Genomic DNA, 24,254 nt, shown 5'->3' on the forward strand with positions numbered 1-24,254 from the left:
AGCCGGTGCTTCGGAGCCGGCGGTTCACGGAGCCGGTGGTTCATCCGGATGGCACACGTCACCCGCACGAACCGGCGCGTCACGGGAAGGCGTTGCCTCATGGATCAGCCGACGCATCACCCCCGCCCCACCACCAGCCCCGCCGTCACGACCCTGGCCGACCCGTTGGTCAACAGGGGCACCGCCTTCAGCCGCCGAACGCGAGGAGCTGGGCATCGACGGGTTGCTGCCGCCCGCCGTGGAGACCCTGGACGAGCAGGTCGCCCGTGCCTACGAGGCGTTCCACGGCTACGACAAGCCCCTCAACCGGCACATCTACCTGCGGCAGCTCCAGGACACCAACGAGGTCCTCTTCTACCGTCTGGTCACCGAGTACCTGGAGGAGCTGCTGCCCGTCGTCTACACGCCGACGGTGGGCGAGGCCTGTCAGAAGTTCAGCGAGATCTACCGGCGGCCGCGCGGTCTGTTCCTGACCTGGGAGGACCGGCACCGCTTCCGGGACATCCTGCGCAACCGCCCGCACCGGGACCACGACGTGGACGTCATCGTCGTCACCGACGGCCAGCGCATCCTCGGCCTGGGCGACCAGGGCGTCGGCGGCATGGGCATCCCCATCGGCAAGCTGAGCCTCTACACGGCGATCGGCGGCATCCACCCCGCCCGTACGCTGCCGATCCTGCTGGACGTCGGCACCGACAACGAGACCCTGCTCGACAACCCCCGCTACCTGGGCCGGCGCGACCGGCGGCTGACCGGCGCCGAGTACGAGAAGATGATCGAGGCGTTCGTCTCGGCTGTCGAGGCGGAACTGCCCGGGACGCTGTTGCAGTGGGAGGACTTCGCCACCGCGCACGCCCATCCGATCCTCGCCCGCTACCGCGACCGGCTGCTCACGTTCAACGACGACATCCAGGGCACCGCGGCCGTCACGCTCGGCGCCCTGTCCACCGCTGCGGACGTGGCCGGCACCCCGCTGCCCGAGCAGCGCGTGGTGATCCTCGGCGCGGGGTCGGCCGCGATCGGCGTCGCCGACATGATCCGTACGGCGATGGTCGACGAGGGTCTGCCGGAGGACGAGGCGACGGCCCGGTTCTGGATCGTCGACATCGACGGGCTGCTGGTGTCCTCCCGCTCCGAACTGACCCCGCAGCAGCGGGCGTTCGCGCGCGACGACAGCGAGGTGGCCGACTGGGACGGCACCGGCCTGGGCGAAGTGGTGCGCCGCGTCGAGCCGACGGCGCTCATCGGGCTGTCGACGGCGCACGGCGCGTTCACCGAGGAGATCGTGCGCCAGATGGCGTCGACCTGCGAACGGCCCGTCGTCTTCCCGCTCTCCAACCCCACTTCGCACTCCGAGGCCGAGCCGGCCGACCTCACCCGCTGGACCGACGGGCGGGCGCTGATCGCCACCGGCTCACCCTTCCCGCCGCTGACGGTCGACGGGCGCGAGGTGCCGGTGGCGCAGTCGAACAACGTGTACGTCTTCCCGGCCATGGGCCTCGCGGTCACCGCGAGCCGGGCCACCCGGGTCACGGACCGCATGCTGGTGGCCGCCGCCCGGGCCGTCGCCCGGTGCGCGGTCCGGGCGGCGGACGGCGACGACATGCCCGTGCCGCTGCTGCCGCCGCTGACCGGGATGCGGGAGTCCGTCCGCGAGATCGCCCTGGCCGCGGCCCTCGCCGCCGTCGAGGACGGGGTGGCCCCGCAGGCGACGGAGGAGGAGTTGCGGGAGGCCGTCGCCCGGGCGCAGTGGACGCCCTTGTACGAGGACTAGACTAGTGGCCCGCGACGTCCCTCACCCGACCCGGATGCCCACGATGCAGGTGTCGTCGTCGGTGTCCGACTTGCTGTAGGTCAGCAGGCGGTCCAGCTGCTGGTCGAGCGTGCTCGGTGCCGCACGGGCGGTGGTCAGCAGGTGGGTGAGGGACTCCTCCACGGGCCGGTCACGGCGTTCGACCAGGCCGTCCGTGTACATCAACAAGGTGTCCCCGGCGGCCAGTTGCAGCTCGGTCTCCTCGTAGACGACCTCGGGGGCGGCCCCCAGCAACAGGCCCTTGACCAGGGGCAGGGGCTCCGCTTCGGTGTCCCGGACGAGGACGGGCGGCAGGTGTCCCGCCCGGGCCCAGCGCAGCGTCCGCCGGACCGGGTCGTACAGTCCGCACACCGCGGTCGCGGTGACGGCGCCGGTCAGATGGTGCGCCACGATGTTGAGCCAGGACAGCAGCTGGCCGGGGCCGGCGCCGGTCACGGCCAGGCCGCGCAGCGCGTTGCGCAGGACGACCATGCTGGTGGCGGCCTCGATGCCGTGCCCGGCCACGTCCCCGACACACAGCAGCACCTTCCGGGACGGCAGGACGACGGCGTCGTACCAGTCGCCGCCCACCAACTGCTCGGTCTCCGCGGGCCGGTAGCGGACGGCGACCTGGAGGCCGGAAACCTGCAACGGCGCCTGTGTGGGGGGCATGATGGCGTGCTGCAACTGCAGGGTCAGCCGGTTGCGTTCGGTGGCCTGCTGCTCGGTGTGCGCCAGTTGGTCGCGGGTGGCCGCGAGCGCCACCTCGGTCCAGTGCTGGGCCGAGATGTCCTGGCAGGCACCTCGGACCAGGAGCAGCCGGTCGTCGGTGTCCAGCACCGGTTCGGCGACGATCCGGATGTGCCGGGTCACTCCGTCCGGCCGCTGGAGCCGGAAGGCGGCGGCAGCCGGCCGCTGGTGGTGCAGCAGCGTGCGCAGGAAACGGCGGATGGAGACGCCGTCGTCCGGGTGGGCATGGGCCGGCAGCTCCTCCAGGGGCACCGGGGTGCTCGTCTGCGGCCGTCCGTAGAGGTCGAAGAGCTGCCCGTTCCAGGTGATCTCGCCGGTGAGCACGTTCTCCTCGAACCCGCCGATGCGGCCGAGCCGCTGGGCGTTCTGGAGCAGGCTGGCCAGTCGCGCCGTCTCGTCCTCGATGCGCCAGATGAGGAGGACGGACATGCCGTGGCGGCTGATGCTGATGTCCGCGACCGCCGAGAGGGGCACCTGGTCGACGAGGGCGGTGAGGTTCATCCGGCGGGCCCGGAAGGGCTCCCCGGTGGCGTAGACCCGCTCGACGCGCTGGAACAACTCACTGTCCCCCGCGGCCATGGGGTAGGCCTCCAGGAGCAGCGCGCCGTTCACGACCGCCCGCGGCCTGCCCGCCGGGTCGAGGAAGCGGCTGTTCACGTGCTGGATGCGGAAGTCGACCAGGTGTCCGTCGGCGTCGAGGTGCGGCACGAGGACGAGGGCGGGGTCGTGCAGTCCGTCGGCCAGGTCCATCAGCTCGGCGGCGTCCGGCAGCACGCGGGGCTCCTGGGCCGCTCCCTGGGACGGCGCGTGGGTCTCCAGCGTGTGGGCGCACAGTTCGGCGAGCGCCTCCACCTGGCGGACGATCTGCGGGGGCTGTGGGGCGAGCGGCTCCGGCCAGGCGATCTCCAGCACGCCGTGGATGCGGCCCCCGGTGCCGGCGGGCAGGGCGACCCGGCCGCCGTCCGGGTGGTGGTGCAGGCCGATGGTGGGCAGCCCGGTCGCGCCGAGGGTGGTGATCCACTGCCCCTCGCGCTCGATGAGGCCCCGCCGCGCCACGGTCACCACGTCCGGAGGCACGTAACGCCAGCGCGCGGCCTCGGCCGGTGAGAAGCCGGCGCTGCCCGCCAGGGTGAGGGAACCGTCGGCGCCCGCCGCCCATATGGCCACGGCCACCGCGCCGAGAGGGCGCAACGCCTGCTCCAGCAGGGCGTCTGCGACGGCCTGGGCGTCGTCCGCGGCCAGGACGCCGCTCTCCGCCGCGCGCAGGCGTACGGCGGCCGACTCGTTCTCGGCCTCGTCGGCGGCCCGGGTGGCGGCGAGGAAGGCGTCCGTGACCTCGGACATCCGGTCCCGGGCAGCCTGGTTGATGACGTCGACGGCGAGCTCCAGGGGGGTGACCTGGGCCTGCTCGGCCAACTGGGCGAGCTGCCGGGCGGCCTGGGCCGGCCCGCACTTGAGCCGCTCGACCAGGACACCCTTGGCGAGCTCGATCAGGGCACGCCCTTCGGCCTCCGCCTGGGCGGCCCGCACTTCCCGGCTGAGCCGCTCCACGGTGGCGGCGAGCCGGCCCACCGGGGACGCGGTGGAGAGGTTGTCGAGGCCGGCGGGCGGCGCGTCCGGGGACTCCGACGGCTCCTCAAAAGCCGGCCCGTCCTCATCTGAGGCCTTCGGCTCCCCCTCGATGCTCAGGGGCAACGGGTCGGACGTCACCGACGGCGGAACGGACTGCGGACCGGGGGCCGAGTCGTGCTTCGGCTCACCGCCGCGGCCCGGTTCGCGCGGCTGCTCGGACATGCTCACGGTGTGGAGGCTCCTCGGCTGGAGTGCCCTGGGGCGCGGGACGACGGGCGCTGCGGGGCGCCCGGCCCGCCGGTGCGGGGGCCGGGCGCCGGTGTGCTCATGCGGGCAGCCAGCGGCGGACGCAGGCCATGAGGTCGCGCGTGTCGACGGGCTTGGTGACGTAGTCGCTGGCACCCGAGGCGAGGCTCTTGTCGCGGTCGCCCGGCATCGCCTTGGCCGTGACGGCGATGATGGGCAGCTCGGCGTACTGCGGCATCCGGCGGATCTCGGCGGTCGCGGTGTAGCCGTCCATCTCGGGCATCATCACATCCATCAGCACGATGGCGACGTCCGGGTTGTTCATCAGTGTCTCGATGCCCCTGCGCCCGTTCTCCGCGTGCAGGACGCGGAAGCCGTGCATCTCAAGGATCCCGCTCAGCGCGAAGAGGTTGCGCGCGTCGTCGTCGACGACGAGGACGGTACGGCCCGCCGTCGCGTCGTCGACGGAGGGCGGCGTCAGGTGCTGCGGCCCTTCGGTCCGCACGAGGGAGAGCACGTCCCCGGGTTCCTCGGCGGACAGGTGCAGAGCGATACGCTCGCGCAGTTCGTCGAGGCTGGACAACAACTCCAGTGCGCCGCCCTCGGACCGGGAACGCAGCGTCTCGTCCATGGACACGTCCCCGGGGTGACTGCTGTGCACCAGCACCGGCACGCTCGTCAGCGCCGAGTCGCCTTCCAGGGCCTGGAGGAAGCGGGACGCCTCGTCGTCGCGCATGCCCAGTTCCAGGACGACGCAGTGGCACGGCTCGGACGCGAGGGCGCCGGCCGCCTCCTGCGCGCCGACGGCGGTGATGACGTCGACCGCGGGCCGCTGAGCGCCGTCGGCGCGGCCGTGCGTCAGGTCGGCGACCACGCTTTCCGCGACGAGGGTCAGCAGACCGCGCGAGCGCTCCTCCACGACGAGCAGGCGCCGGGGCCGGGGGCCGGGCCCGATCTGGGGCACCGGCACCGAACCGGCCAGTCCCTGCGGCACGGGTTCGGCCGAGGTCCGCTCGAGGGGCCTGCCGTGGTTGAGCAGTTCTTCGAAGTCGGGGCGGGCCACGGGCAGGAAGAGCGTGAACGTGCTGCCCTGACCCGGTGTGCTGTGCACCGACACGGCGCCGCCGAGGAGTTGGGCGATCTCGCGGGTGATGGACAGGCCCAGGCCGGTCCCGCCGTACTTGCGGCTCGTCGTGCCGTCCGCCTGCTGGAAGGCGCCGAAGATCGTCTCCAGGTGCTGCTCGGGAATGCCGATGCCGGTGTCCTTGACGCGGAAGGCCACCACGGCGGCGCCCCGGACCACGCCCGGGGGCACCTCGTCGTCCGCCGCGGGCTCGATGCTCAGCTCCACCCCGCCCTGCTCGGTGAACTTCACGGCGTTCGACAGGAGGTTGCGCAGCACCTGGCGCAGCCGGGAGTCGTCCGTGAGCACGTCCGCGGGCGCGCCGGGGGCGGTCGTCACCGTGAAGTCCAGGCTCTTCTGCGTCGTCATGGGCCGGAAGGTGGCCTCGACGTACTCGATGAGCTGCCGCAGCGTCACCCGCTCGGGCGTGACGTCCATCTTTCCGGCCTCGACCTTCGACAGGTCGAGGATGTCGTTGATCAGCTGGAGCAGATCGGAACCGGCGGAGTGGATGATCTGCGCGTACTCGACCTGCTTGGGCGTGAGGTTGCGGGACGGGTTCTGCGCGAGCAACTGGGCGAGGATGAGCAGGCTGTTGAGCGGGGTGCGCAGTTCGTGGCTCATGTTGGCCAGGAACTCCGACTTGTACTTCGAGGCCAGCGACAGCTGCTGGGCGCGGGTCTCCAGTTCCTGGCGGGCCTGCTCGATCTGCAGGTTCTTCGCCTCGATGTCCCGGTTCTGCGCCACCAGCAGCGAGGCCTTCTCCTCCAGTTCCGCGTTGGAGCGCTGCAGTTCCTCCTGCTGCACCTGCAACTCGGTGGAGCGGGCCTGCAGTTCGACGGTGAGGCGCTGGGACTCGACCAGCAGCTCGTCGGTGCGGGCGTTGGCCACGATGGTGTTGACGTTGACACCGATGGTCTCCATCAGCTGGGCGAGGAAGTCCCGGTGGATCTGGGTGAAGGGCGTGACCGAGGCCAGCTCGATGACGCCGAGGACCTGGCCCTCGACGACGATGGGCAGCAGCACCAGCGCGCTCGGCACCACCTGGCCGAGGCCCGAGGAGATGGTCACGTAGCCGTCCGGCAGATCTTCCACCATGATGGTGCGCCGGCTGCGCGCGGCCTGGCCGACCAGGGTGCGGCCGAAGGCGATACGGGAGGGACGGCTGCTCTCCTCGGGGTAGCCGTAGGAGCCGACGAGCCGCAGTTCGGGCCCGTCGTCGCCGTCCTCGGCGAGGTAGAAGGCCCCGTACTGGGCCGAGACCAGCGGGACGAGCTCGTCCATGATCAGCTCGGCGACCACGGGCAGGTCGCGGTGGCCCTGCATCAGGCTGGAGATGCGGGCGAGGTTGGTCTTGAGCCAGTCCTGCTCCTGGTTGGCCCGGGTGGTCTCGCGCAGGGACTCCACCATCGAGTTGATGTTGTCCTTGAGCTCGGCGACCTCGCCGGACGCCTCCACGTTGATCGAGCGGGTCAGATCGCCCTCGGCGACCGCACTGGTCACCTCGGCGATCGCGCGGACCTGCCGGGTCAGGTTGCCCGCCAGCTCGTTGACGTTCTCCGTCAGGCGCTTCCAGGTGCCGGAGACGCCCTCGACCTCGGCCTGGCCGCCGAGGCGTCCCTCGGTGCCGACCTCGCGGGCGACACGCGTGACCTCGTCGGCGAACGCGGACAGCTGGTCGACCATCGTGTTGATCGTCGTCTTGAGTTCGAGGATCTCGCCGCGGGCGTCCACGTCGATCTTCTTCGACAGGTCACCCTTGGCCACCGCGGTCGTCACCAGCGCGATGTTGCGCACCTGGCCGGTGAGGTTGTTGGCCATGGAGTTGACGTTGTCGGTGAGGTCCTTCCAGGTGCCGGCGACGTTCGGCACGTGCGCCTGGCCGCCGAGGCGCCCTTCGGTGCCGACCTCGCGGGCGACGCGGGTGACCTCGTCGGCGAAGGCGGACAGCGTGTCGACCATCGTGTTGATGACCTCGGCCAGCGCGGCGACCTCGCCGGCGGCCTCGACGGTGATCCGCTGCGACAGGTCGCCGCGCGCCACGGCGGTGGCGACCTGGGCGATGGAGCGGACCTGGCCGGTGAGGTTGGAGGCCATCACGTTGACGTTGTCGGTGAGGTCCTTCCAGGTGCCCGACACCCCGCGCACCTGGGCCTGGCCGCCGAGGCGCCCTTCGGTGCCGACCTCGCGGGCGACACGCGTGACCTCGTCGGCGAACGCGGACAGCTGGTCGACCATCGTGTTGATGGTGCTCTTCAGCTCAAGGATCTCGCCCCGCGCGTCCACGGTGATCTTCTGCGACAGGTCGCCCTTGGCGACCGCCGTGGCCACCAGCGCGATGTTGCGGACCTGGCCGGTGAGGTTGCCCGCCATGAAGTTCACGGAGTCGGTGAGGTCGCGCCAGGTGCCCTTGACGCCCTTGACGTCCGCCTGGCCGCCGAGGCGTCCCTCGGTGCCGACCTCGCGGGCGACACGCGTGACCTCGTCGGCGAACGCCGAGAGCTGGTCGACCATCGTGTTGATGGTGCTCTTCAGCTCAAGGATCTCCCCGCGCGCGTCCACGGTGATCTTCTGCGACAGGTCGCCCTCCGCGACCGCCGTGGTCACCTGGGCGATGGAGCGGACCTGGCTGGTGAGGTTGCCCGCCATGTGGTTCACGGAGTCGGTCAGATCGCGCCAGACGCCGGCCACGCCGGGCACCTGTGCCTGACCGCCGAGGCGTCCCTCACTGCCGACCTCGCGGGCGACGCGGGTGACCTCGTCGGCGAACGCGGACAGCTGGTCGACCATCGTGTTGACGGTCTCCTTCAGCTGGAGGATCTCGCCGCGGGCGGGCACGTCGATCTTCTGCGAGAGGTCGCCCTTGGCCACCGCCGTGGCCACCTGGGCGATGTCGCGGACCTGGGTGGTCAGGTTGCCCGCCATGGCGTTGACCGAGTCGGTCAGGTCGGCCCAGGTGCCCGAGACGCCCGGCACCTCCGCCTGCCCGCCGAGCGTGCCCTCGGTACCGACCTCGCGGGCCACCCGGGTGACTTCGGAGGTGAACACCGACAGCTGGTCGACCATGCCGTTGAAGACCTTGGCGATGTCGCCCATGAGGCCGTCCGCGTCGTCCGGCAGCCGGGTGCCGAAGTCCCCGTCGCGTACGGCGGTCAGGCCGGCCAGCAGCCGGCGCAACTCCTGGTCGCCCGGCACGGCATCGACGGCCCCAGTGCTGTCGCTGGTCATGAGCACCCTCGTTCCGCTCCCCAAGAGCCCTCGAAGCCGAGGACTCGGACCCCCCCGGGCCGATGTGCGGCCCGGTTGTCGTGCATGTGTTTCCACGTCACAGACATGTATGTGGTGTGGAAATACGCCGCAGGTTAACCCACGTTTCAAGCCCTGAACAAAGCAGGAGCCGCCCTCCTCGGCCGAGCAGCGGGTGCCGCGTCACCAGCCGTTTCCGGCAGCTGCGACACCGCGCCCGCTCCGACGGGGAAGTCCCTTCCCCGCATCCTCGCCCCCGCGAAGGGCGACTCAGGAGACGGCGGCGTCGTCCACCGAGGTCCGCGTCTCCAGGATGCTGTCGACTCCGGTGATCTCGCAGAGCCGCTGGAACTGAGGGGACGGCGCGACCACGCGCAGCGTGCCCGCCTGGTGGGTGAGGATCAGCAGATTGAGCAGCGTCGAGTCCGCGAAGGTGATGCCGGAGGCGTCCAGGATCACCTTCGGATACGTCCCGGCCGCGACTCCCAGGGCGTCCGACAATGGCGCGATCGAGTCCATGTCGTAGGAGCCGCGGGCGACGACGACCCAGGCCCCGAGCCATTCGTACTGCAGTACCGCGGCCCCTTCGGGGGCGTGCGTGGCGACCTGCTCCGGCAGCAGCGCGGCGCCGGTGTCGCGCGTGAGCGCCGGCACGCCGGCGTCGTCCCAGGGCACCTTCGGGCTCCTTCTGTGGCTCTCCCCGATGGGAGCACGTCATCAGTTGCACGAAAAGTATGTCATGTATCTACGTTCCGGCAATGGTGGCCCCCTAAAATACCGGGCATGGTAGGAGTGCCCGAGCCCCACAGCGGATGGACGTTCATCACCAGCCACGCGCGCGTACTGGCAGCCATCGCCGACAACCCGAACGCCCGCATCCGCGACATCGCCGCCCGTTGCCGACTGACGGAACGTGCCGTCTCGCGGATCATCTCCGATCTGGAGCAGGACGGTTACCTCTCCCACACCAAGGACGGGCGCACGAACATTTACCGCATCGAGCCGGACAAGGTGCTGCGCCACCCGGCCGAGGCCGGCCTCTCCGTGGCCTCCCTGCTCTCCCTGCTCGTCCAGGACGAGACCGACCGCGTCAGGAAACCCGTCGCCCCGTAGCGGGCGGGGGCCGACCTACGGACGACCCGCACCGGGAGGCGGCATGTCGTGGCAGGCCCGGCGCGGATTCCGGCCGACGGCGCGAAGCCCCTGCCCGGTGGTGTCGGACAGGGGCTTCGGGCGTGTGCCCCGTGTCAGCAGCTCATGGCCCAGGTGTGGGAGTCGCCCCGGTCGTTGGCCACGCCGTTGTAGCCCACCTCCTGGCCGGGGGTGAGGCAGATCGCCATCTGCCCGCCCTGACCTGCGCTGGAGTAGACCCTGACGTGGTCCTTGACACCGGGCCCGGACATCCCGTGGTTGGCCCAGGAGGAGTCTGCGTCCGCGATCCAGCTCTCCCACCAGCCGTCGTCGCCGGACCAGTTGGCGCGCTGACCGGAGAAGTCGGCGTTCTCCCAGACGCAGAACTCACCGCTCGGGCGGTCGGCGGCGCTTGCCGTGCCTGCCGTGGTGAGAGCGCCGGTGAAGAGGCGGGACAACGCCGGGACGGCGTGGAACAGCCTGCTTTCGTCATGACGGGACAGGACCTTTCGGAGAGGGAGAGGGCCGGCCGGCGAGCAGCCGGGCCGCGCGGCGCGGTGCGCGGTCGCGCACCTGGTCGTACGTGGCGATGTCCTCACGGTGCGCGGCACGGACCTCGGCGAGCCGGGCGGCCTCCAACCGGGCCCGCACGTCGTCCAGTCCGCTCTCCCGCGCACAACCGCGGTGGCCGGCACCGTACTGGCCAAGTCCTTCCTGCCCCTCCTCGGCGACGGCATGGACGGCGGCACCCGGACCTCCCTCGCGCTGATGCGTCTGGCGGTGGCGGCGGTGCTGATCCCGGGGCTGGGCGGCACCTTCCCCGAAGCGGGAGCCGGAGCGGCCAGGGAGTGACCGCCGGCACCGAGGCCTTCTACGCCGACGACTCCCGGGACTCCTCGTCGGAGCGCCTGAGCGAGAGGGCCGCGATGTCGTCGTCGAGCCTTCCGCCGCTGTGCCGGAGCAGATCCCGGTGCAGCGCGCCGAGCAGCTCGCGGGGCTGCTCCGGGTCCTGCAGCCGCATCCAGTCCGGCAGCGGAAAGAACCGGCCGGAGTGATCCCGGGTCTCCGATACGCCGTCCGTGTAGAGCAGCAACTGGTCCCCCGGGGAGAAGGCGACGCTGTCGACCCAGTAGCGGTCACCGATGAGCGACGCGAGGTTGAGGGGCGGGGAGGGGACGGTGGGGTCCAGGACCCGGACCTTCCCGCCGTGCGCGATCAGCGGCGGCGGATGGCCGCAGTTGAGAAGCCGGATCCGACCGCCGTCGGGCGGGATCTCGGCCAGGAGAGCGGTGGCGAAGTGCTCGGGCTGGTCCTGAGCGGGAAACGCGGCGCTGTGGCGGGTGACGGTGGCTTCCAGGCGATGGATGATGCCCGGCAGGTCGGGCTCGTCGTACGCCGCCTCCCTGAAGCTGCCGATCACCGCCGAGGCCACCCCCACCGCGGACAGGCCCTTGCCCCGTACGTCCCCGATGAGCAGCCGTACCCCGTGCGGTGTACCGAGTGCTTCGTAGAAGTCGCCGCCGATCCGGGCCTGCTCCTGGGCCGCCAGATACAGCGACTCGATCTCGAGGTCCCCGATGCGGCGCGGCAGCGGGCGCAGCAGCACCTTCTGGGCCGCGTCGGCGACGAGCCGGAGCTGGAAGAGCACCTCCTCCCGCTGGAGTCTGACATGACTCCCGTAGGCGGCCGCCAAGGTGACCGCGACGATCGCGGCCGCCGTGTACTGCGTCCCCAGATCGGTGTAGAAGAGGCTGAGGACCATCATCAGCAGCAGACAGAACGCCCCCAGCAGCAGCGTCGGAACCACGGGCCACATGGCCGCGGCAAGGGCCGGCGCGGCGGGCAGCAGGCGGCTGAAGGCGATCTCCCGGGGCGTGGAGAACGCCAGGACGGCGATGAGGGCGGTCAGGACCACGGGTGACAGCCGCGCGGCTTCCCATCGACCGCTGTAGGCGGGGCGACGGTGCCTCAGCCGTGCAGACATGATCACAAATGCATAATATCGGCCAAAACCGGCATCAGGCGCGGAGAGAATCTTGCGCCGCGCACTCTGCAACGGCAGCCCCGCCCGGAGGAACCAGAGTCCGTGACAGGCACGCCCGACCCCCCACGGACTCCCGTTGCCGACCGGGCGAGGATCACCCGGAGCCTGGCCGCTCGGGATCACCAGTGTTAGAAAGGTCGCATGGCGGATCGCCTCGCCCGTCCTCGACACCTCTCGGTCAAGCGCGTGATCAGCAAGAGCACGCGGAGCGTGGCCGGCCAGGTGTTGATCTTCCAGGTGGCCCTCGTGGTGCTGCTCGTGGCCTGCGGCGTCTTCGCTCTCATCCTGCAGTCGGAGCGGGACTCCGCCGCCGAGGCCAGACGCCGCTCCACAGCCGTGGCGCAGACCTTCGCGCACTCACCGGGCGTTCTGGCGGCCTTGCGGGCCCCGGACCCGAGCAGGATTCTCCAGCCGCTCACCGAGGAGGCCCGCCGGAGCGCCGGTGTCGACTTCATCGTGGTCATGGACACCAACGGCATCCGGTACACGCACCCTTTGCCGGACCGCATCGGAAAACAGTTCGTGGGCGAGATCGCGCCGTCCCTGGAGGGCAAGGTCTTCGTGGAGAGCGTCGACGGCCCGCTCGGGCGCGAAGTGCAGGCCACGGTCCCGATCAAGAACGCCGGCGACGAGGTGGTGGGCCTCGTCTCGGCGGGGATGAAGGTCAAGAACGTCGAAGGCCAGTTGCACCGGCAACTACCGATCATCCTGGGCGCGGGGGCCGGAGCGCTCGCGTTGTCCACCGGTGTGACGGCGCTGGCGGGCAGGCGGCTGCGACGGCAGACGCACAGCCTGGCCCCGGACGAGATGACCCTGATGTACGAACACCACGACACGGTGCTCCACTCCGTCCGGGAAGGGGTCCTGATCGTGGCCGCCGACGGGCGGCTCATGCTGGCGAACGACGAGGCCAGACGGCTGCTGGAACTGCCCCCGGACGCGGAGGGACGGCTCGTTTCGGAATTGCCGGGCCTCCATCCCGAGACAAGGGCGCTGCTCGCCTCCGGGCGCGAGGCCACCGACGAGGTGCACATCGCGGGAGAGCGGCTGCTCGCGATCAACCAGCGGCCCACGGAGCACCGGGGAGGCACCAGGGACACCGTGGTGACGCTGCGCGACTCCACCGAGCTGCAGGCGGTGACCGGCAGGGCGGAGGTGGCACGGGAGCGGCTCGGGCTCCTCTACGACGCCGGGCTCCACATCGGTACCACCCTGGACGTGCTGCGCACCGCCGACGAACTGGCGCGGGTCCCCGTTCCCCGCTTCGCGGACTTCGTCACCGTGGACCTGGCGGACACCGTCCTGCACGGCGACGAGCCGGCCCCCGCGGCGACGGACATGCGACGCGCGGCCGTGTGCGGCATCCAGGACGACCACCCGCTCTCCGAACAGGGCCGGCTCTTCGACTACGTTCCCTCCACCCCCCAGGCACGCGGCTACGGCAGCGGCCACTCGCAGTTGGTGAGCGATCTGCCGAGCGCCACGGGCTGGCGGCTGCAGGACCCGGAGCGCGCCCAGGCGATCATCGACTTCGGCATCCATTCCCTCATCACCGCCCCGATCCGGGCCCGTGGCGTCGTGCTGGGCATGGCCAGCTTCTGGCGCGGGCGGCAGCACGAGCCGTTCAACGAGGAGGACCTGTCGCTGGCGGAGGAACTGGTGGCCCGTGCCGCGATCAGCATCGACAACGCCCGCCGCTACACCCGCGAGCACGCCCTGGCCGTCACCCTCCAGCAGAGCCTGCTGCCGCAGGCGATGCCCGAGCAGAACGCCCTGGACATCGCCTACCGCTACCTTCCCGCCCAGGCCGGCGTGGGCGGGGACTGGTTCGATGTGATTCCCATGCCGGGGAGCCGGGTGGCACTGGCCGTCGGCGATGTGGTCGGCCACGGCCTGCACGCCGCCGCCACGATGGGACGGCTGCGCACCGCGGTCCACAACTTCTCCGCGCTGGATCTGCCACCCGACGAGCTGCTGAGCCATCTGGACGATCTGGTCGGGAAGATCGACCAGAACGAGACGGCGGAGACCGCGGCGGGTGTCGTGGGCGCCACCTGTCTGTACGGGATCTACGACCCCGTGACGCGTCGCTACGTCGTGGCACGTGCGGGGCACCTGGTGCCCGCCCTGGTCCACCCGGACGGGTCCGTCACCTTCCCGGAGGTGCCGGCCGGTCCGCCTCTGGGCCTCGGCGGCATGCCGTTCCAGACCGCGGAGCTGTGCCTTGCGGAGGGGACTCAGCTCGTCCTGTACACCGACGGCCTCATCGAGGACCGCACGCGCGACCTGGACGTGGGCATGGAACTGCTGCGCGATGCGCTGACGGGCCACCCCGGCCGGCCGCCCGAGGAGACCTGCCAGGACGTGCTGGACAACCTGCTCCCCGGGCGTCCCAAGGACGATGTCGCCCTGCTCGTCGCCCGCACGCGGGAACTGCCGCCCGACCGGGTCGCCGACTGGGACGTACCACCGGACCCGGCCGCCGTCTCCGGAATGCGCGAGGCCGTGTCGCAACGCCTCGATGCGTGGGGCCTGTCGGAGTTCGGCTTCGCCATGGAACTCATCCTCAGCGAGCTCATCACCAACGCCATCCGCTACGGCGCCGGGCCGATCCACGTCCGGCTGATCCGCGACCGCACGCTGATCTGCGAAGTGGCCGACGGCAGCAGCACGTCACCACACCTGCGGTACGCCGCGACGACCGACGAAGGAGGCCGGGGTCTGTTCCTGGTGTCGCAGATGGCCGAGCGCTGGGGCACCCGGTACACCCCGCAGGGCAAGGTCATCTGGGCCGAACAGGCCCTGCCCGAGGTCATGCAGCAGCCTGTCCCGGGTCCGGCGGACGCGGACACACTCCTGGAAGGCGAGACGGCCGACCCGTGAGTCAGGTCGCTGCGCGCTTGGGCGCGTTCGGCCCCACGCTCCCGGCCGGCGCCGGGTGATCACGGCACTGAGCGTGAGGGAGGGCGTGCGGGCGTGAGCCGCGTCGCATCGCCAGGGATGAGACTTGCTATGCAACGAGTTGCATAGCACGATCGCCGTCATGGCGCTCGAGCACGCGATCCTGGTGTCGCTCCTGGAGAAGCCGGGCTCCGGCTATGAGCTGGCCCGGCGTTTCGAACGGTCCATCGGCTACTTCTGGACCGCGACCCACCAGCAGATCTATCGCGTACTGAAGCGCATGGAGAACGACGGCTGGGTCGAAGCCCGGGACGTCCCGCAGCGAGGACGGCCGGACAAGAAGGAGTACTCCGTCGCCGACCTCGGCCGGGCCGCGCTGTCCTCGTGGTTGCACGATCCGATCGAGCCCGAGAGCGTCCGCCACGATCTGGCGGTGAAGATCCGGGGCGCGGCCTTCGACGACCCGGCCGCCCTGATCCGCGAGGTGGAGCGGCACCGGCAGGCGCACCGGGACCGGCTGGCGCACTATCTGGCAGGCGAGGAGCGGGACTTCACGGGGCCCGAAGCGGGCGCGGCCGCTCCGGACGCGCCGCCGGACGCGGAGCGGGAGCTTCAGCACGTCGTCCTGCGCGGCGGCATCGCGTACGAGCGGATGATGATCGGCTGGCTGGACGACGTGCTCGCCACGCTGGCCCGCTTCGGCCCGGGGCGCTGACCTCGCTCCACCGCACCCGCCGCGACTGCTCCGCCTCTCCGGGCGCCATACCTCTCGATTCCCGTCCGTCCACCCGCCGAAAGAGGTCCTCCATGGCTGACCATCTGCTCTTCAACCCGCGCACGTACGACCCCGCGCACTTCGACCCCGAGACACGCCGCCTGCTGCGTGGCACCGTGGACTGGTTCGAGGAGCGCGGGAAGCGGCAGCTGATCGAGGACTACCGGACCCGCGCCTGGCTCGGCGACTTCCTCGCCTTCGCCGCGAAGGAGGGCCTGTTCGCCACCTTCCTGACGCCGTCGTCCAGTGCCGGGGAGGGGGAGCCGGACAAGCGGTGGGACACCGCCCGTATCGCCGCGCTCAACGAGATCCTCGGCTTCTACGGCCTGGACTACTGGTACGCCTGGCAGGTCACCATCCTCGGCCTCGGCCCGGTCTGGCAGAGCGACAACGCCGTTGCCCGCGCCCGCGCCGCGGAACTCCTCGCGCAGGGAGAGGTGTTCGCGTTCGGCCTGTCCGAGAAGGCCCATGGCGCCGACATCTACTCCACCGACATGCTGCTCGAGCCCGACCGCGACGGCGGCTTCCGCGCCACCGGCTCCAAGTACTACATCGGCAACGGCAACGCCGCCGGTCTCGTCTCCGTCTTCGGCCGCCGTACCGACGTCGAGGGCCCCGACGGCTACGTGTTCTTCGCCGCCGACAGCCGTCACCCGAACTACCACCTGGTCAAGAACGTCGTCGACTCCTCCAAGTTCGTCAGCGAGTTCCGCCTGGAGGACTACCCCGTGACGTCCGACGACGTCCTGCACACCGGCCGCGCCGCCTTCGACGCCGCCCTCAACACGGTCAACGTCGGCAAGTTCAACCTGTGCACCGCCTCGATCGGCATCTGCGAACACGCGATGTACGAGGCCGTCACCCACGCCCACAACCGCGTCCTCTACGGCCGCCCCGTCACCGCCTTCCCGCACGTGCGGCGCGAGCTGACCGACGCGTACGTCAGGCTCGCCGGCATGAAGCTGTTCAGCGACCGCGCCGTCGACTACTTCCGCTCCGCCGGCCCCGACGACCGCCGCTACCTGCTCTTCAACCCGATGACGAAGATGAAGGTGACCACGGAGGGTGAGAAGGTCATCGACCTGATGTGGGACGTCATAGCCGCCAAGGGCTTCGAGAAGGACAACTACTTCAGCCAGGCGGCCGTGGAGATCCGTGGCCTGCCGAAGCTGGAGGGCACGGTCCACGTCAACCTGGCGCTGATCCTGAAGTTCATGCGCAACCACCTCCTCGACCCGGCCGAGTACCCGAGTGTCCCGCCCCGTCTCGACGCGGCCGACGACGACTTCCTGTTCCGGCAGGGACCGGCCAGGGGCCTCGGCTCGGTACGCTTCCACGACTGGCGCCCGGCCTTCGAGGCGTACGCCCATCTGCCCAACGTCGCTCGCCTGCGCGAACAGGCCGACGCGCTCTGTGAGTTCGTCGCCGCGGCCGCCCCCGACGCGGAGCAGAGCCGCGACCTCGACCTCGTCCTCTCGATCGGCCGGCTCTTCGCGCTCGTCGTGCACGGGCAGCTCGTCCTGGAGCAGGCCGGCCTGACCGGACTCGACGAGGACGTGCTCGACGAGCTCTTCGCCGTCCTCGTACGGGACTTCTCAGGCCATGCCGTCGAACTGCACGGCAAGGACTCGGCGACCGAGCAGCAGCAGGAGTGGGCGCTGGCGTCGGTCCGGCGGCCGGTCGTCGACGTGGCACGCACGGAGCGCGTCTGGCAGCGGGTCGAGGCGCTGTCCGGCACGTACGAGATGGCCCCGTAGGAGCACCACACCGATCACGGTGGCCGGGCCGCGGCCCGGCCACCGGCCACCGGCCGGCCAGGGTCCGGCTCCGGGGTCGGGACCCGGCGTGAGGCAGACCGCGAAGCCCGGCAGAGTGACCATGGCCATGATCAGCATCGTGGGACCGACGCCGGTGCGGCCGGCCCGACGGGCAGCGGGTAGGTGCCGACGGCGGCGCCGACACGGCTCACGGCCGTGCCGCGCGGCCTTCGCGGTCGGCACCGCCCACGCGCTGGATCCCCACCACGTCGCCGACCGGGACGTCGAGCCCGACACCGCGCAGGTGCCACGCGCCAGGAAGCTCGCCGTCGACCAGGTGGACGCCTGGGGTTTGGAGGAGGCGGCGTTCGTCACCGAGCTGGTGGTCAGCGAGCTGGTGACCAACGCCATCAGATACGGCGCGCCTCCCATCAGGCTGCGGCTGATTCGCGACACCTCCCTGATCTGCGAGGTCTTCGACGCCGGCAACACCGCCCCGCACCTGCGCCGGGCCGGCGCGTTCGACGAGGGCGGCCGGGGCCTGTTGCTCGTCGCCCAGCTCACCCATGGGTGGGGCACCCGGCACACCACCGACGGCAAGACCATCTGGTGCGCGCAGAGCCTCCCCCGGCCTGAGCCGCACTGAGATCGGCTGGACACAGCGCCTCGACCGGATCCTCCTTCCCCCCACGGCCTACGTCGACGGAGTGGAGCGAGGATCGTCCTCGCTCCACTCCTGGTGCGGACGTGTCACTGGAACTGTGCGAAGAACCTCCAGATCTCCGCCTTGGTCCAGGTGGTGACGCCGCTTTCGCCGGAGGAGCCGTCGACCGGGCCGGGTATGTGGCCTCCGTCGAACGCGGCCCATTGGACCGGGTATCCGGTACGGCAGCCCGAGTAGGTGGTGGTGATGTGCGTTCGGCTGCCCGGCGCGGGCTCGCGCGGGCTCTGGGCGGTGCAGCCGTTGTTGCTGACGAACTTGTCGCGCAGGGACCGGCCTTGCCCGATGTTGAGCACGGAGTCGCTGATCCCGTGGATTCCGAGGTAGGCGATGGGCTGGGTGCCGCCGCTGCACCCGCTGATCTGGGCGCCCGATATGACAGCGACCGCCCTGAAGACGTTCGCCCGGCTGCAGGCGAGTGCGTAGCTCATCCCGCCGCCCCAGCTGAATCCCGTGGCGAAACGCTGCGCCGGATTGACACAGAGGCCGCCCTCGATGCGCCGGATCATGTCGTCGACGAAGGTGACGTCCTCACCGCCGGAGTTGGCCCAGCCGTTGCCGAGGCCCTGGGGAGCGACGAGGATCGCGCTGTTGCTCGACTGTTCCTGTTGGCCGTAGTAGGACCAGGCGCTCCCGCTCGTGCCGCCGGAGGCGACCTCGCCGGCGGTTCCGCCCCGCCAGTGGAACGCGAAGATCAGTCGGTAGGGGCGGCTGTTGTCGTAGTTGGCGGGAACCCTGAGGATGAAGCTGCGGCTCTTGCCGCCGCTCTGAATCGTGTGCGTACCGCTCGCCAGAGTGGGGGGCCTGCCGCAGGCGCCTCCGCCCCCGCCGCCGGACGACAGTTTGATCATCTGCCACTGCTGGTTGGCGCCGCCCCAGTCGCCGTACTGGACGACGTTGCCTCCGTCGGCCGTGGAGGCGCCCTGAACCTCCACCGCCTTGCTGCTGCCGCGGTTGATCAGCCGGACGTGGCCCGCGTCGGAGTCGGCCAGGCGGAACTGCTGGTTGGCCCCGTTGTGGTCGGCCCATTGCTGGATCGCGGCACCGTCTGCGGCCGAGGCGCCGGCCACGTCGAGAACCTTGCCCGAGTGCCGGGCCTTGAGCCGGTAGAAGCCGCCGCCGGAGTCCACGAACTGCCACTGCTGATTGGCCGCGTCGTTGCGCGTCCACTGGCCGACCCGCGCGCCGTCGGCGGTGGACGAGCCGGAGACCTCCAAGGTCTTGCCGCTGTTGCGATTGACCAGGAGGTACCAGGCATTGGTGTCCACCGTCGCGGCCTCCGCGGGCGCCGGATCCACCGCGGCGAGCATGCCGATCGCGAGGGTGGCGGCCACCACGGCGGCGACCCGGGACCACCAGCGCTGTGCAGGAGAAGGGGCGGGAGGATCCGCACCAAAGGTCTTCATCGATTCACCCTTTCGTCCGTGACAGGTCCCCTCAGGTGCGCGTCCAGCGTTGGTTGCCGCCGCTGGAGCAGGAGTAGAGCTGGATCAGGGTGCCGTTGGCGGTGCCGCTCGCGACGGCGTCGAGGCAGAGGCCGGACTGGACGCCGACGATGGTTCCGTCGGAGCCGAGGCGCCATTTCTGGTTGTCACCGCCCCAGCAGCCGTAGATCTGGACTTTGGAGCCGTTGCCGGTGCCGGCGGCGTCCAGGCACTTGTCGCCGTAGACCCTGAGTTCGCCGGCGGCGGTGTACGTCCACTGCTGGTTGGTGCCGTTGTGGCAGTCCCACAGGTGGAGCTGGGTGCCGTCGGCCGTACTGGTGCCGGGCACGTCCAGACAGCGGCCCGAACCGACCCCCTTGATCGTTCCGCCGCCCGAAGGGGGCGTGGAGGTGCCGCCGTTGAGCGCGTTGAGGACCGCGGTGTAGGCGGGCTTCTTGCTGCCGCCGCTGTTGAACAGCAGCGGCGTGTGCTCCGGTCGCCAGGAGTCGCTGTCGCGCACACCCCAGACGGTGATGCCGAGGCAGCGCGGGACGGCCAGACAGTCCTTGGTCACGTCGGCGTAGGTGGTGGCCGAGGCGCCCTGGATGTCGAGTTCGGTGATGGCGACGTCGACGCCGAGGGCCGCGAAGTTCTGCAGGGTGGTGCGGAAGTTGCTGTTGTAGGGGCTGCCGCTGTTGAAGTGCGACTGGAAACCCACGCAGTCGATCGGCACTCCGCGCTGCTTGAAGTCCCGGACCATGGCGTACATGGCCTGGGTCTTCGCCCAGGTCCAGTTCTCGACGTTGTAGTCGTTGTAGCAGAGCTTGGCGGCCGGGTCGGCGGCGCGCGCGGTGCGGAAGGCGACCTCGATCCAGTCGTTCCCGGTGCGTTGCAGGTTGGAGTCGCGTCGGGCTCCCGAACTGCCGTCGGCGAACGCCTCGTTCACGACGTCCCACTGGGCGATCTTGCCCTTGTAGTGGGCCATCACGCCCTTGATGTGGTCGGTCATCGCCTGGCGCAGCGCACTGCCGCTGAGGGCCTGCATCCAGCCCGGCTGCTGGGAGTGCCAGGCCAGGGTGTGGCCGCGTACCTGCTTGCCGTTCTGCACCGCCCAGTTGTAGACGCGGTCACCGGCGGTGAAGTTGAACTGGCCCCGCTGCGGTTCGGTGGCGTCGATCTTCATCTCGTTCTCGGCCGTCACCGAGTTGAACTCACGGTTCGCGATCGTCGTGTACGCCGAGTCGCCGAGCCTGCCCGAGGCGATGGCGGTGCCGAAGTAGCGGCCGCTCTGCGCCGCCGCGGCACCGAGTGTGCTCTCGGCGGCGTGTGCGGCGGGCGGCGCGACCAGTACGGCGACGACACCGAGGACTCCGGCGACCAGCGCCAGCAGCAGGCCGCGGGCCTTTTGGCGGACAACGGGTCTGAGAAGGGCGTACGAGCCCATGGCTGTGCCTCCAAGGTAGGAATCACGGAAGGACTGAAGCTCAGGGGGAAGCGTCGTCCGGTACATCTGCCGTGCAGCACACGCGGTTCGGTATGTCGAACTACGACCGGCCCCTCAGGCACGGAGATTGCGGGATTGACGATGCATCGTCAACACTCCGGACGGAAGAAGTTTCCGATCCTCGTTCGAAACTTGCGGAGTTCCGTCCACGGGGTACTCCCGTTGTTTGTGGACAGATCAGCGACAGGCCTTGACCAGAGGGCCACGGGTTCCTAACTTGAGCCATCAACCTTCCGGGAATTCCTCGAATGTTTCGAGAAAAGAGGCCCCCTCATGTGGTTGAGTCACCCGTCCCCGGTCCACCCGAGACGATTATTCGCCGTTCTCGCACCCTTGCTTCTCTTGGTCACCTTCCTCGGTGCCCAGCCCGCCGACGCGGCGACCGTCGACCCCAACGCCTCGTATGTGCTGGTCAACCGCAATAGCGGCAAGGCTCTGGATGTCCACAACATGGCGACCGGCGACGGCGCCCGCATCACCCAGTGGACCAGGAACGACCAGAAGCAGCAGCAGTGGCGGTTCGTCGATTCCGGGGGCGGCTACTACCGCATCGAGTCCCGCCACTCGGGCAAGGTCCTGGACGTCCACAACTGGTCCACCGCGAACGGCGGCTCGATCGTCCAGTGGACCGACCTGAACGCCACCAACCAGCAGTGGCGACTGGCCGACAGCTCGGACGGCTACGTGAGGCTCGTCTCGCGCCACAGCAACAAGGCCCTCGAAGTGCAAGGCGCATCCACCGCCGACAACGCGAACGTCGTCCAGTACGACGACTGGGGCGGCAGCAACCAGCAGTGGCAGCTCGTCAAGGTCGGCGCCGACGGCCCCGGCTCCTGCGACCTCCCGTCGGCATACCGCTGGATCTCGACGGGCGCGCTGGCGCAGCCCAAGGCGGGATGGGTCTCGCTCAAGGACTTCACCGTCGCCCCCTACAACGGCAGGCAGCTCGTCTACGCGACGACGCACGACACGGGGACGAGTTGGGGTTCGATGAACTTCGGCCTGTTCACCAACTGGTCGGAGATGGCCTCGGCCAGCCAGAACAAGATGTCGACCTCGACCGTCGCGCCCACGCTCTTCTACTTCGCACCGAAGAACATCTGGGTGCTCGCCTACCAGTGGGGCGGGACCGCCTTCTCCTACCGGACCTCGAGCGACCCCACCAACCCGAACGGCTGGTCGTCCCCGCAGACGCTCTTCTCCGGAAGCATCTCCGACTCCGGAACGGGACCGATCGACCAGACGCTCATCGGTGACGGGACGAACATGTACCTGTTCTTCGCCGGTGACAACGGCAAGATCTACCGGGCCGCCATGCCGATCGGAAACTTCCCGGGCAGCTTCGGGTCGTCGTCGACCGTGGTCATGAGCGATACGAGGAACAACCTGTTCGAAGCCCCGCAGGTCTACAAGCTGCAGGGCCAGAACCGCTACCTCATGATCGTCGAGGCGATCGGCGCACAGGGCCACCGCTACTTCCGCTCGTTCACGGCCACCAGTCTGAACGGCTCGTGGACCCCCCAGGCCGCGACCGAGAGCAATCCCTTCGCCGGCAAGGCCAACAGCGGCGCCACATGGACCAACGACATCAGCCATGGCGAACTGATCCGCACCAGCCCCGATCAGACCATGACCGTCGACCCCTGCCGGCTGCAGTTGCTCTACCAGGGGCGCAGCCCCGACTCCGGCGGCGACTACGGCCTCCTGCCCTACCGCCCGGGCCTGCTGACACTGCAGCGCTGACGGCGTGACACGAGTCCGGCTCCCTACGGAGCGGACGTGGCGGGCTCGGGGAAGGCCGAGCCCGCCAGGCTCACGCAACAGTGTCGGCGCGCATACGGCGACGGGGCGTGGAGGCGGGCAGCGCTCACCGGGCGCAGGCCCCCTCCGCAACGCGGTGCCGCCGGTGACACCACCGGCGGCCCAGGCGCACCGGCTCGGCCGGGGGCGCCACGACGGACGGGCCGGGCGCCGGTGATGTGGCTGCAGCCGGATGCCGGTGATGTGGTTGCACATGGCCTCGGCAGCGCCGCCCGGGTCGTGGGTGGCGTCACCGGCCCGCTGCCCCGGACCAACCCGCTGACCCGGACCAACTCGACCTGCTGACCGACCGTGCCTTGAGGAGCACTTCCGACGGGAGCGCTCCCCACCCTCCTCGCCGAACCTTCGGACGCATCCCTGTCAGAAAGCCGAGGTAATGCCATGCGCCGCAGACTCCTCGCCCTCGTGGCAGCACTCTCCTCGCTGCCGCTGGCGCTCGCCGCCGCGCCGCCCGCCCACGCGGCCGATCCGACGACCATGACCAGCGGGTTCTACGTGGACCCCGACTCCAGCGCGAAGCGGTGGGTCGCCGCCAACCCCGGTGACGGCCGGGCAGCCGCGATCAACGCCTCCATCGCCAACACCCCGACGGCCCGCTGGTTCGGCTCCTGGAGCGGCACCATCGGCACCGCCACCGGCGCGTACGTGGGCGCCGCGGACGCCCGGGACAAGCTGCCCCTCCTCGTCGCCTACAACGTCTACAACCGCGACTACTGCGGTGGGCACTCCGCGGGCGGAGCCTCCTCACCGTCCGCCTACGCGAACTGGATCGCCCAGTTCGCGGGCGGAATCGCGGGCCGCCCGGCCGTCGTCGTCCTCGAACCGGACTCCCTCGGGGACTACGGCTGCATGACCCAGGCCCAGATCGACGAACGCGAGACGATGCTGACCGGAGCGCTCGCCGAGTTCAACCGTCAGGCCCCCAACACGTGGGTCTACCTCGACGCGGGCAACCCGGCCTGGGCCAGTGCGGCGACCATGGCCCAGCGCCTTCACGAAGCGGGTCTCCGGCAGGCACACGGTTTCTCGCTCAACGTCTCCAACTACCTGACCACGGCCGAGAACACCGCGTACGGCAACGCCGTCAACAGGGAACTCGGCGCCCGGTACGGCTACACCAAGCCGTTCGCCGTGGACACCAGCCGCAACGGCAAAGGCTCCAACGGCCAGTGGTGCAACCCTTCGGGCCGCCGCATCGGCACCCCCTCGCAGCTCGGCGGAGGCGCCGAGATGCTCCTGTGGATCAAGGTCCCGGGCGAGTCCGACGGCAACTGCGGCGTGGGAGCCGGCTCCTCGGCCGGACAGTTCCTCCCGGAGGTCGCCTACAAGATGATCTACGGCTACTGATCCGGAGCCGCCGGCCCGAGCCGGGACGGGCCGAGGCCGACCGCACCGAGAAGGACGCGGACCGGCCTCGGCCCTGACGTGAGAGCAGCCACCGGCAGCC

The 24,254-nt window shown here is 70.4% G+C and carries 14 protein-coding genes and 2 pseudogenes; 9 read left to right on the top strand and 7 right to left on the bottom strand.

Features of this window, described 5'->3' with window-relative positions; all coding sequences use genetic code 11:
* Positions 1–99: 99 nt before the first annotated feature.
* Positions 100–1,774, top strand: a pseudogene (locus HDC93_RS17280) (NAD-dependent malic enzyme).
* Between the two features lie 21 nt (positions 1,775–1,795).
* On the opposite strand, the gene HDC93_RS17285 reads toward HDC93_RS17280, so the two are convergent.
* The 3 genes from HDC93_RS17285 to HDC93_RS17295 form a co-directional block, all read right to left on the bottom strand.
* Positions 1,796–4,336 carry a SpoIIE family protein phosphatase gene (locus HDC93_RS17285; RefSeq protein WP_260419634.1) on the bottom strand — a complete coding sequence of 847 codons (2,541 nt, stop codon included), beginning with the start codon at positions 4,334–4,336 and terminating at the stop codon, positions 1,796–1,798.
* 103 nt (positions 4,337–4,439) lie between these two features.
* Positions 4,440–8,711, bottom strand: coding sequence for a HAMP domain-containing protein (locus tag HDC93_RS17290; protein ID WP_185011789.1), 4,272 nt, complete (start codon positions 8,709–8,711; stop codon positions 4,440–4,442).
* A 288-nt stretch (positions 8,712–8,999) separates the two neighbouring features.
* Positions 9,000–9,404, bottom strand: a complete 405-nt coding sequence (locus HDC93_RS17295; protein ID WP_185011791.1) for an STAS domain-containing protein — start codon at positions 9,402–9,404, stop codon at positions 9,000–9,002.
* 108 nt (positions 9,405–9,512) lie between these two features.
* Here HDC93_RS17295 and HDC93_RS17300 point away from each other — a divergent pair, with 108 nt between their 5' ends.
* A complete protein-coding gene (locus tag HDC93_RS17300) occupies positions 9,513–9,842 on the top strand; it encodes a helix-turn-helix domain-containing protein (protein WP_031102890.1) in 330 nt (109 codons plus the stop codon).
* 134 nt (positions 9,843–9,976) lie between these two features.
* Here the strand turns inward: HDC93_RS17300 and HDC93_RS17305 are convergent, their stop codons facing one another.
* Entirely contained in the window at positions 9,977–10,318 is a 342-nt protein-coding gene (locus HDC93_RS17305; protein ID WP_260419620.1) for a peptidase inhibitor family I36 protein, read from the bottom strand.
* A gap of 142 nt (positions 10,319–10,460) precedes the next feature.
* Between HDC93_RS17305 and HDC93_RS39330 the strand changes: the two genes are divergently transcribed.
* Positions 10,461–10,712: a DUF6069 family protein gene (locus tag HDC93_RS39330; RefSeq protein ID WP_185012011.1), complete on the top strand. Its 252-nt coding sequence runs from the start codon at positions 10,461–10,463 to the stop codon at positions 10,710–10,712.
* A gap of 19 nt (positions 10,713–10,731) precedes the next feature.
* On the opposite strand, the gene HDC93_RS17315 is transcribed toward HDC93_RS39330, so the two are convergent.
* Positions 10,732–11,844 carry a PP2C family protein-serine/threonine phosphatase gene (locus HDC93_RS17315; protein ID WP_185011793.1) on the bottom strand — a complete coding sequence of 371 codons (1,113 nt, stop codon included), beginning with the start codon at positions 11,842–11,844 and terminating at the stop codon, positions 10,732–10,734.
* 201 nt (positions 11,845–12,045) lie between these two features.
* Between HDC93_RS17315 and HDC93_RS17320 the strand changes: the two genes are divergently transcribed.
* The 4 genes and pseudogenes from HDC93_RS17320 to HDC93_RS17335 all read left to right on the top strand — a co-directional run.
* Entirely contained in the window at positions 12,046–14,787 is a 2,742-nt protein-coding gene (locus HDC93_RS17320; RefSeq protein WP_185011795.1) for a SpoIIE family protein phosphatase/ATP-binding protein, read from the top strand.
* Positions 14,788–14,947: 160 nt separating this feature from the next.
* Complete coding sequence (locus HDC93_RS17325; RefSeq protein WP_185011797.1) at positions 14,948–15,520, top strand: PadR family transcriptional regulator; 573 nt, start codon at positions 14,948–14,950, stop codon at positions 15,518–15,520.
* A gap of 92 nt (positions 15,521–15,612) precedes the next feature.
* Positions 15,613–17,337: an acyl-CoA dehydrogenase family protein gene (locus tag HDC93_RS17330; RefSeq protein WP_185011799.1), complete on the top strand. Its 1,725-nt coding sequence runs from the start codon at positions 15,613–15,615 to the stop codon at positions 17,335–17,337.
* Positions 17,338–17,581: 244 nt separating this feature from the next.
* A pseudogene (locus tag HDC93_RS17335) lies at positions 17,582–17,983 on the top strand (ATP-binding protein); the annotation flags it as partial.
* A 104-nt stretch (positions 17,984–18,087) separates the two neighbouring features.
* Here the strand turns inward: HDC93_RS17335 and HDC93_RS17340 are convergent.
* The gene (locus tag HDC93_RS17340; RefSeq protein WP_185011994.1) at positions 18,088–19,395 is read right to left on the bottom strand and encodes an RICIN domain-containing protein; all 1,308 of its coding nucleotides are present in this window, start codon (positions 19,393–19,395) and stop codon (positions 18,088–18,090) included.
* Between the two features lie 100 nt (positions 19,396–19,495).
* On the bottom strand, positions 19,496–20,926 hold the full coding sequence (locus HDC93_RS17345; RefSeq protein ID WP_185011802.1) for an endo-1,4-beta-xylanase: 1,431 nt from the start codon (positions 20,924–20,926) through the stop codon (positions 19,496–19,498).
* A gap of 333 nt (positions 20,927–21,259) precedes the next feature.
* Between HDC93_RS17345 and HDC93_RS17350 the strand changes: the two genes are divergently transcribed.
* Together HDC93_RS17350 and HDC93_RS17355 are read left to right on the top strand one after the other, a co-directional pair.
* Positions 21,260–22,729 (top strand): non-reducing end alpha-L-arabinofuranosidase family hydrolase, encoded by a 1,470-nt coding sequence (locus tag HDC93_RS17350; RefSeq protein WP_185011803.1) that lies wholly within the window; start codon positions 21,260–21,262, stop codon positions 22,727–22,729.
* Positions 22,730–23,188: 459 nt separating this feature from the next.
* Complete coding sequence (locus HDC93_RS17355; RefSeq protein WP_185011805.1) at positions 23,189–24,154, top strand: glycoside hydrolase family 6 protein; 966 nt, start codon at positions 23,189–23,191, stop codon at positions 24,152–24,154.
* Positions 24,155–24,254: the final 100 nt, after the last annotated feature.

Origin of the sequence: Streptomyces sp. AK010 (genome assembly GCF_014207295.1) — a bacterium.
Lineage (GTDB): Bacteria > Actinomycetota > Actinomycetes > Streptomycetales > Streptomycetaceae > Streptomyces > Streptomyces massasporeus.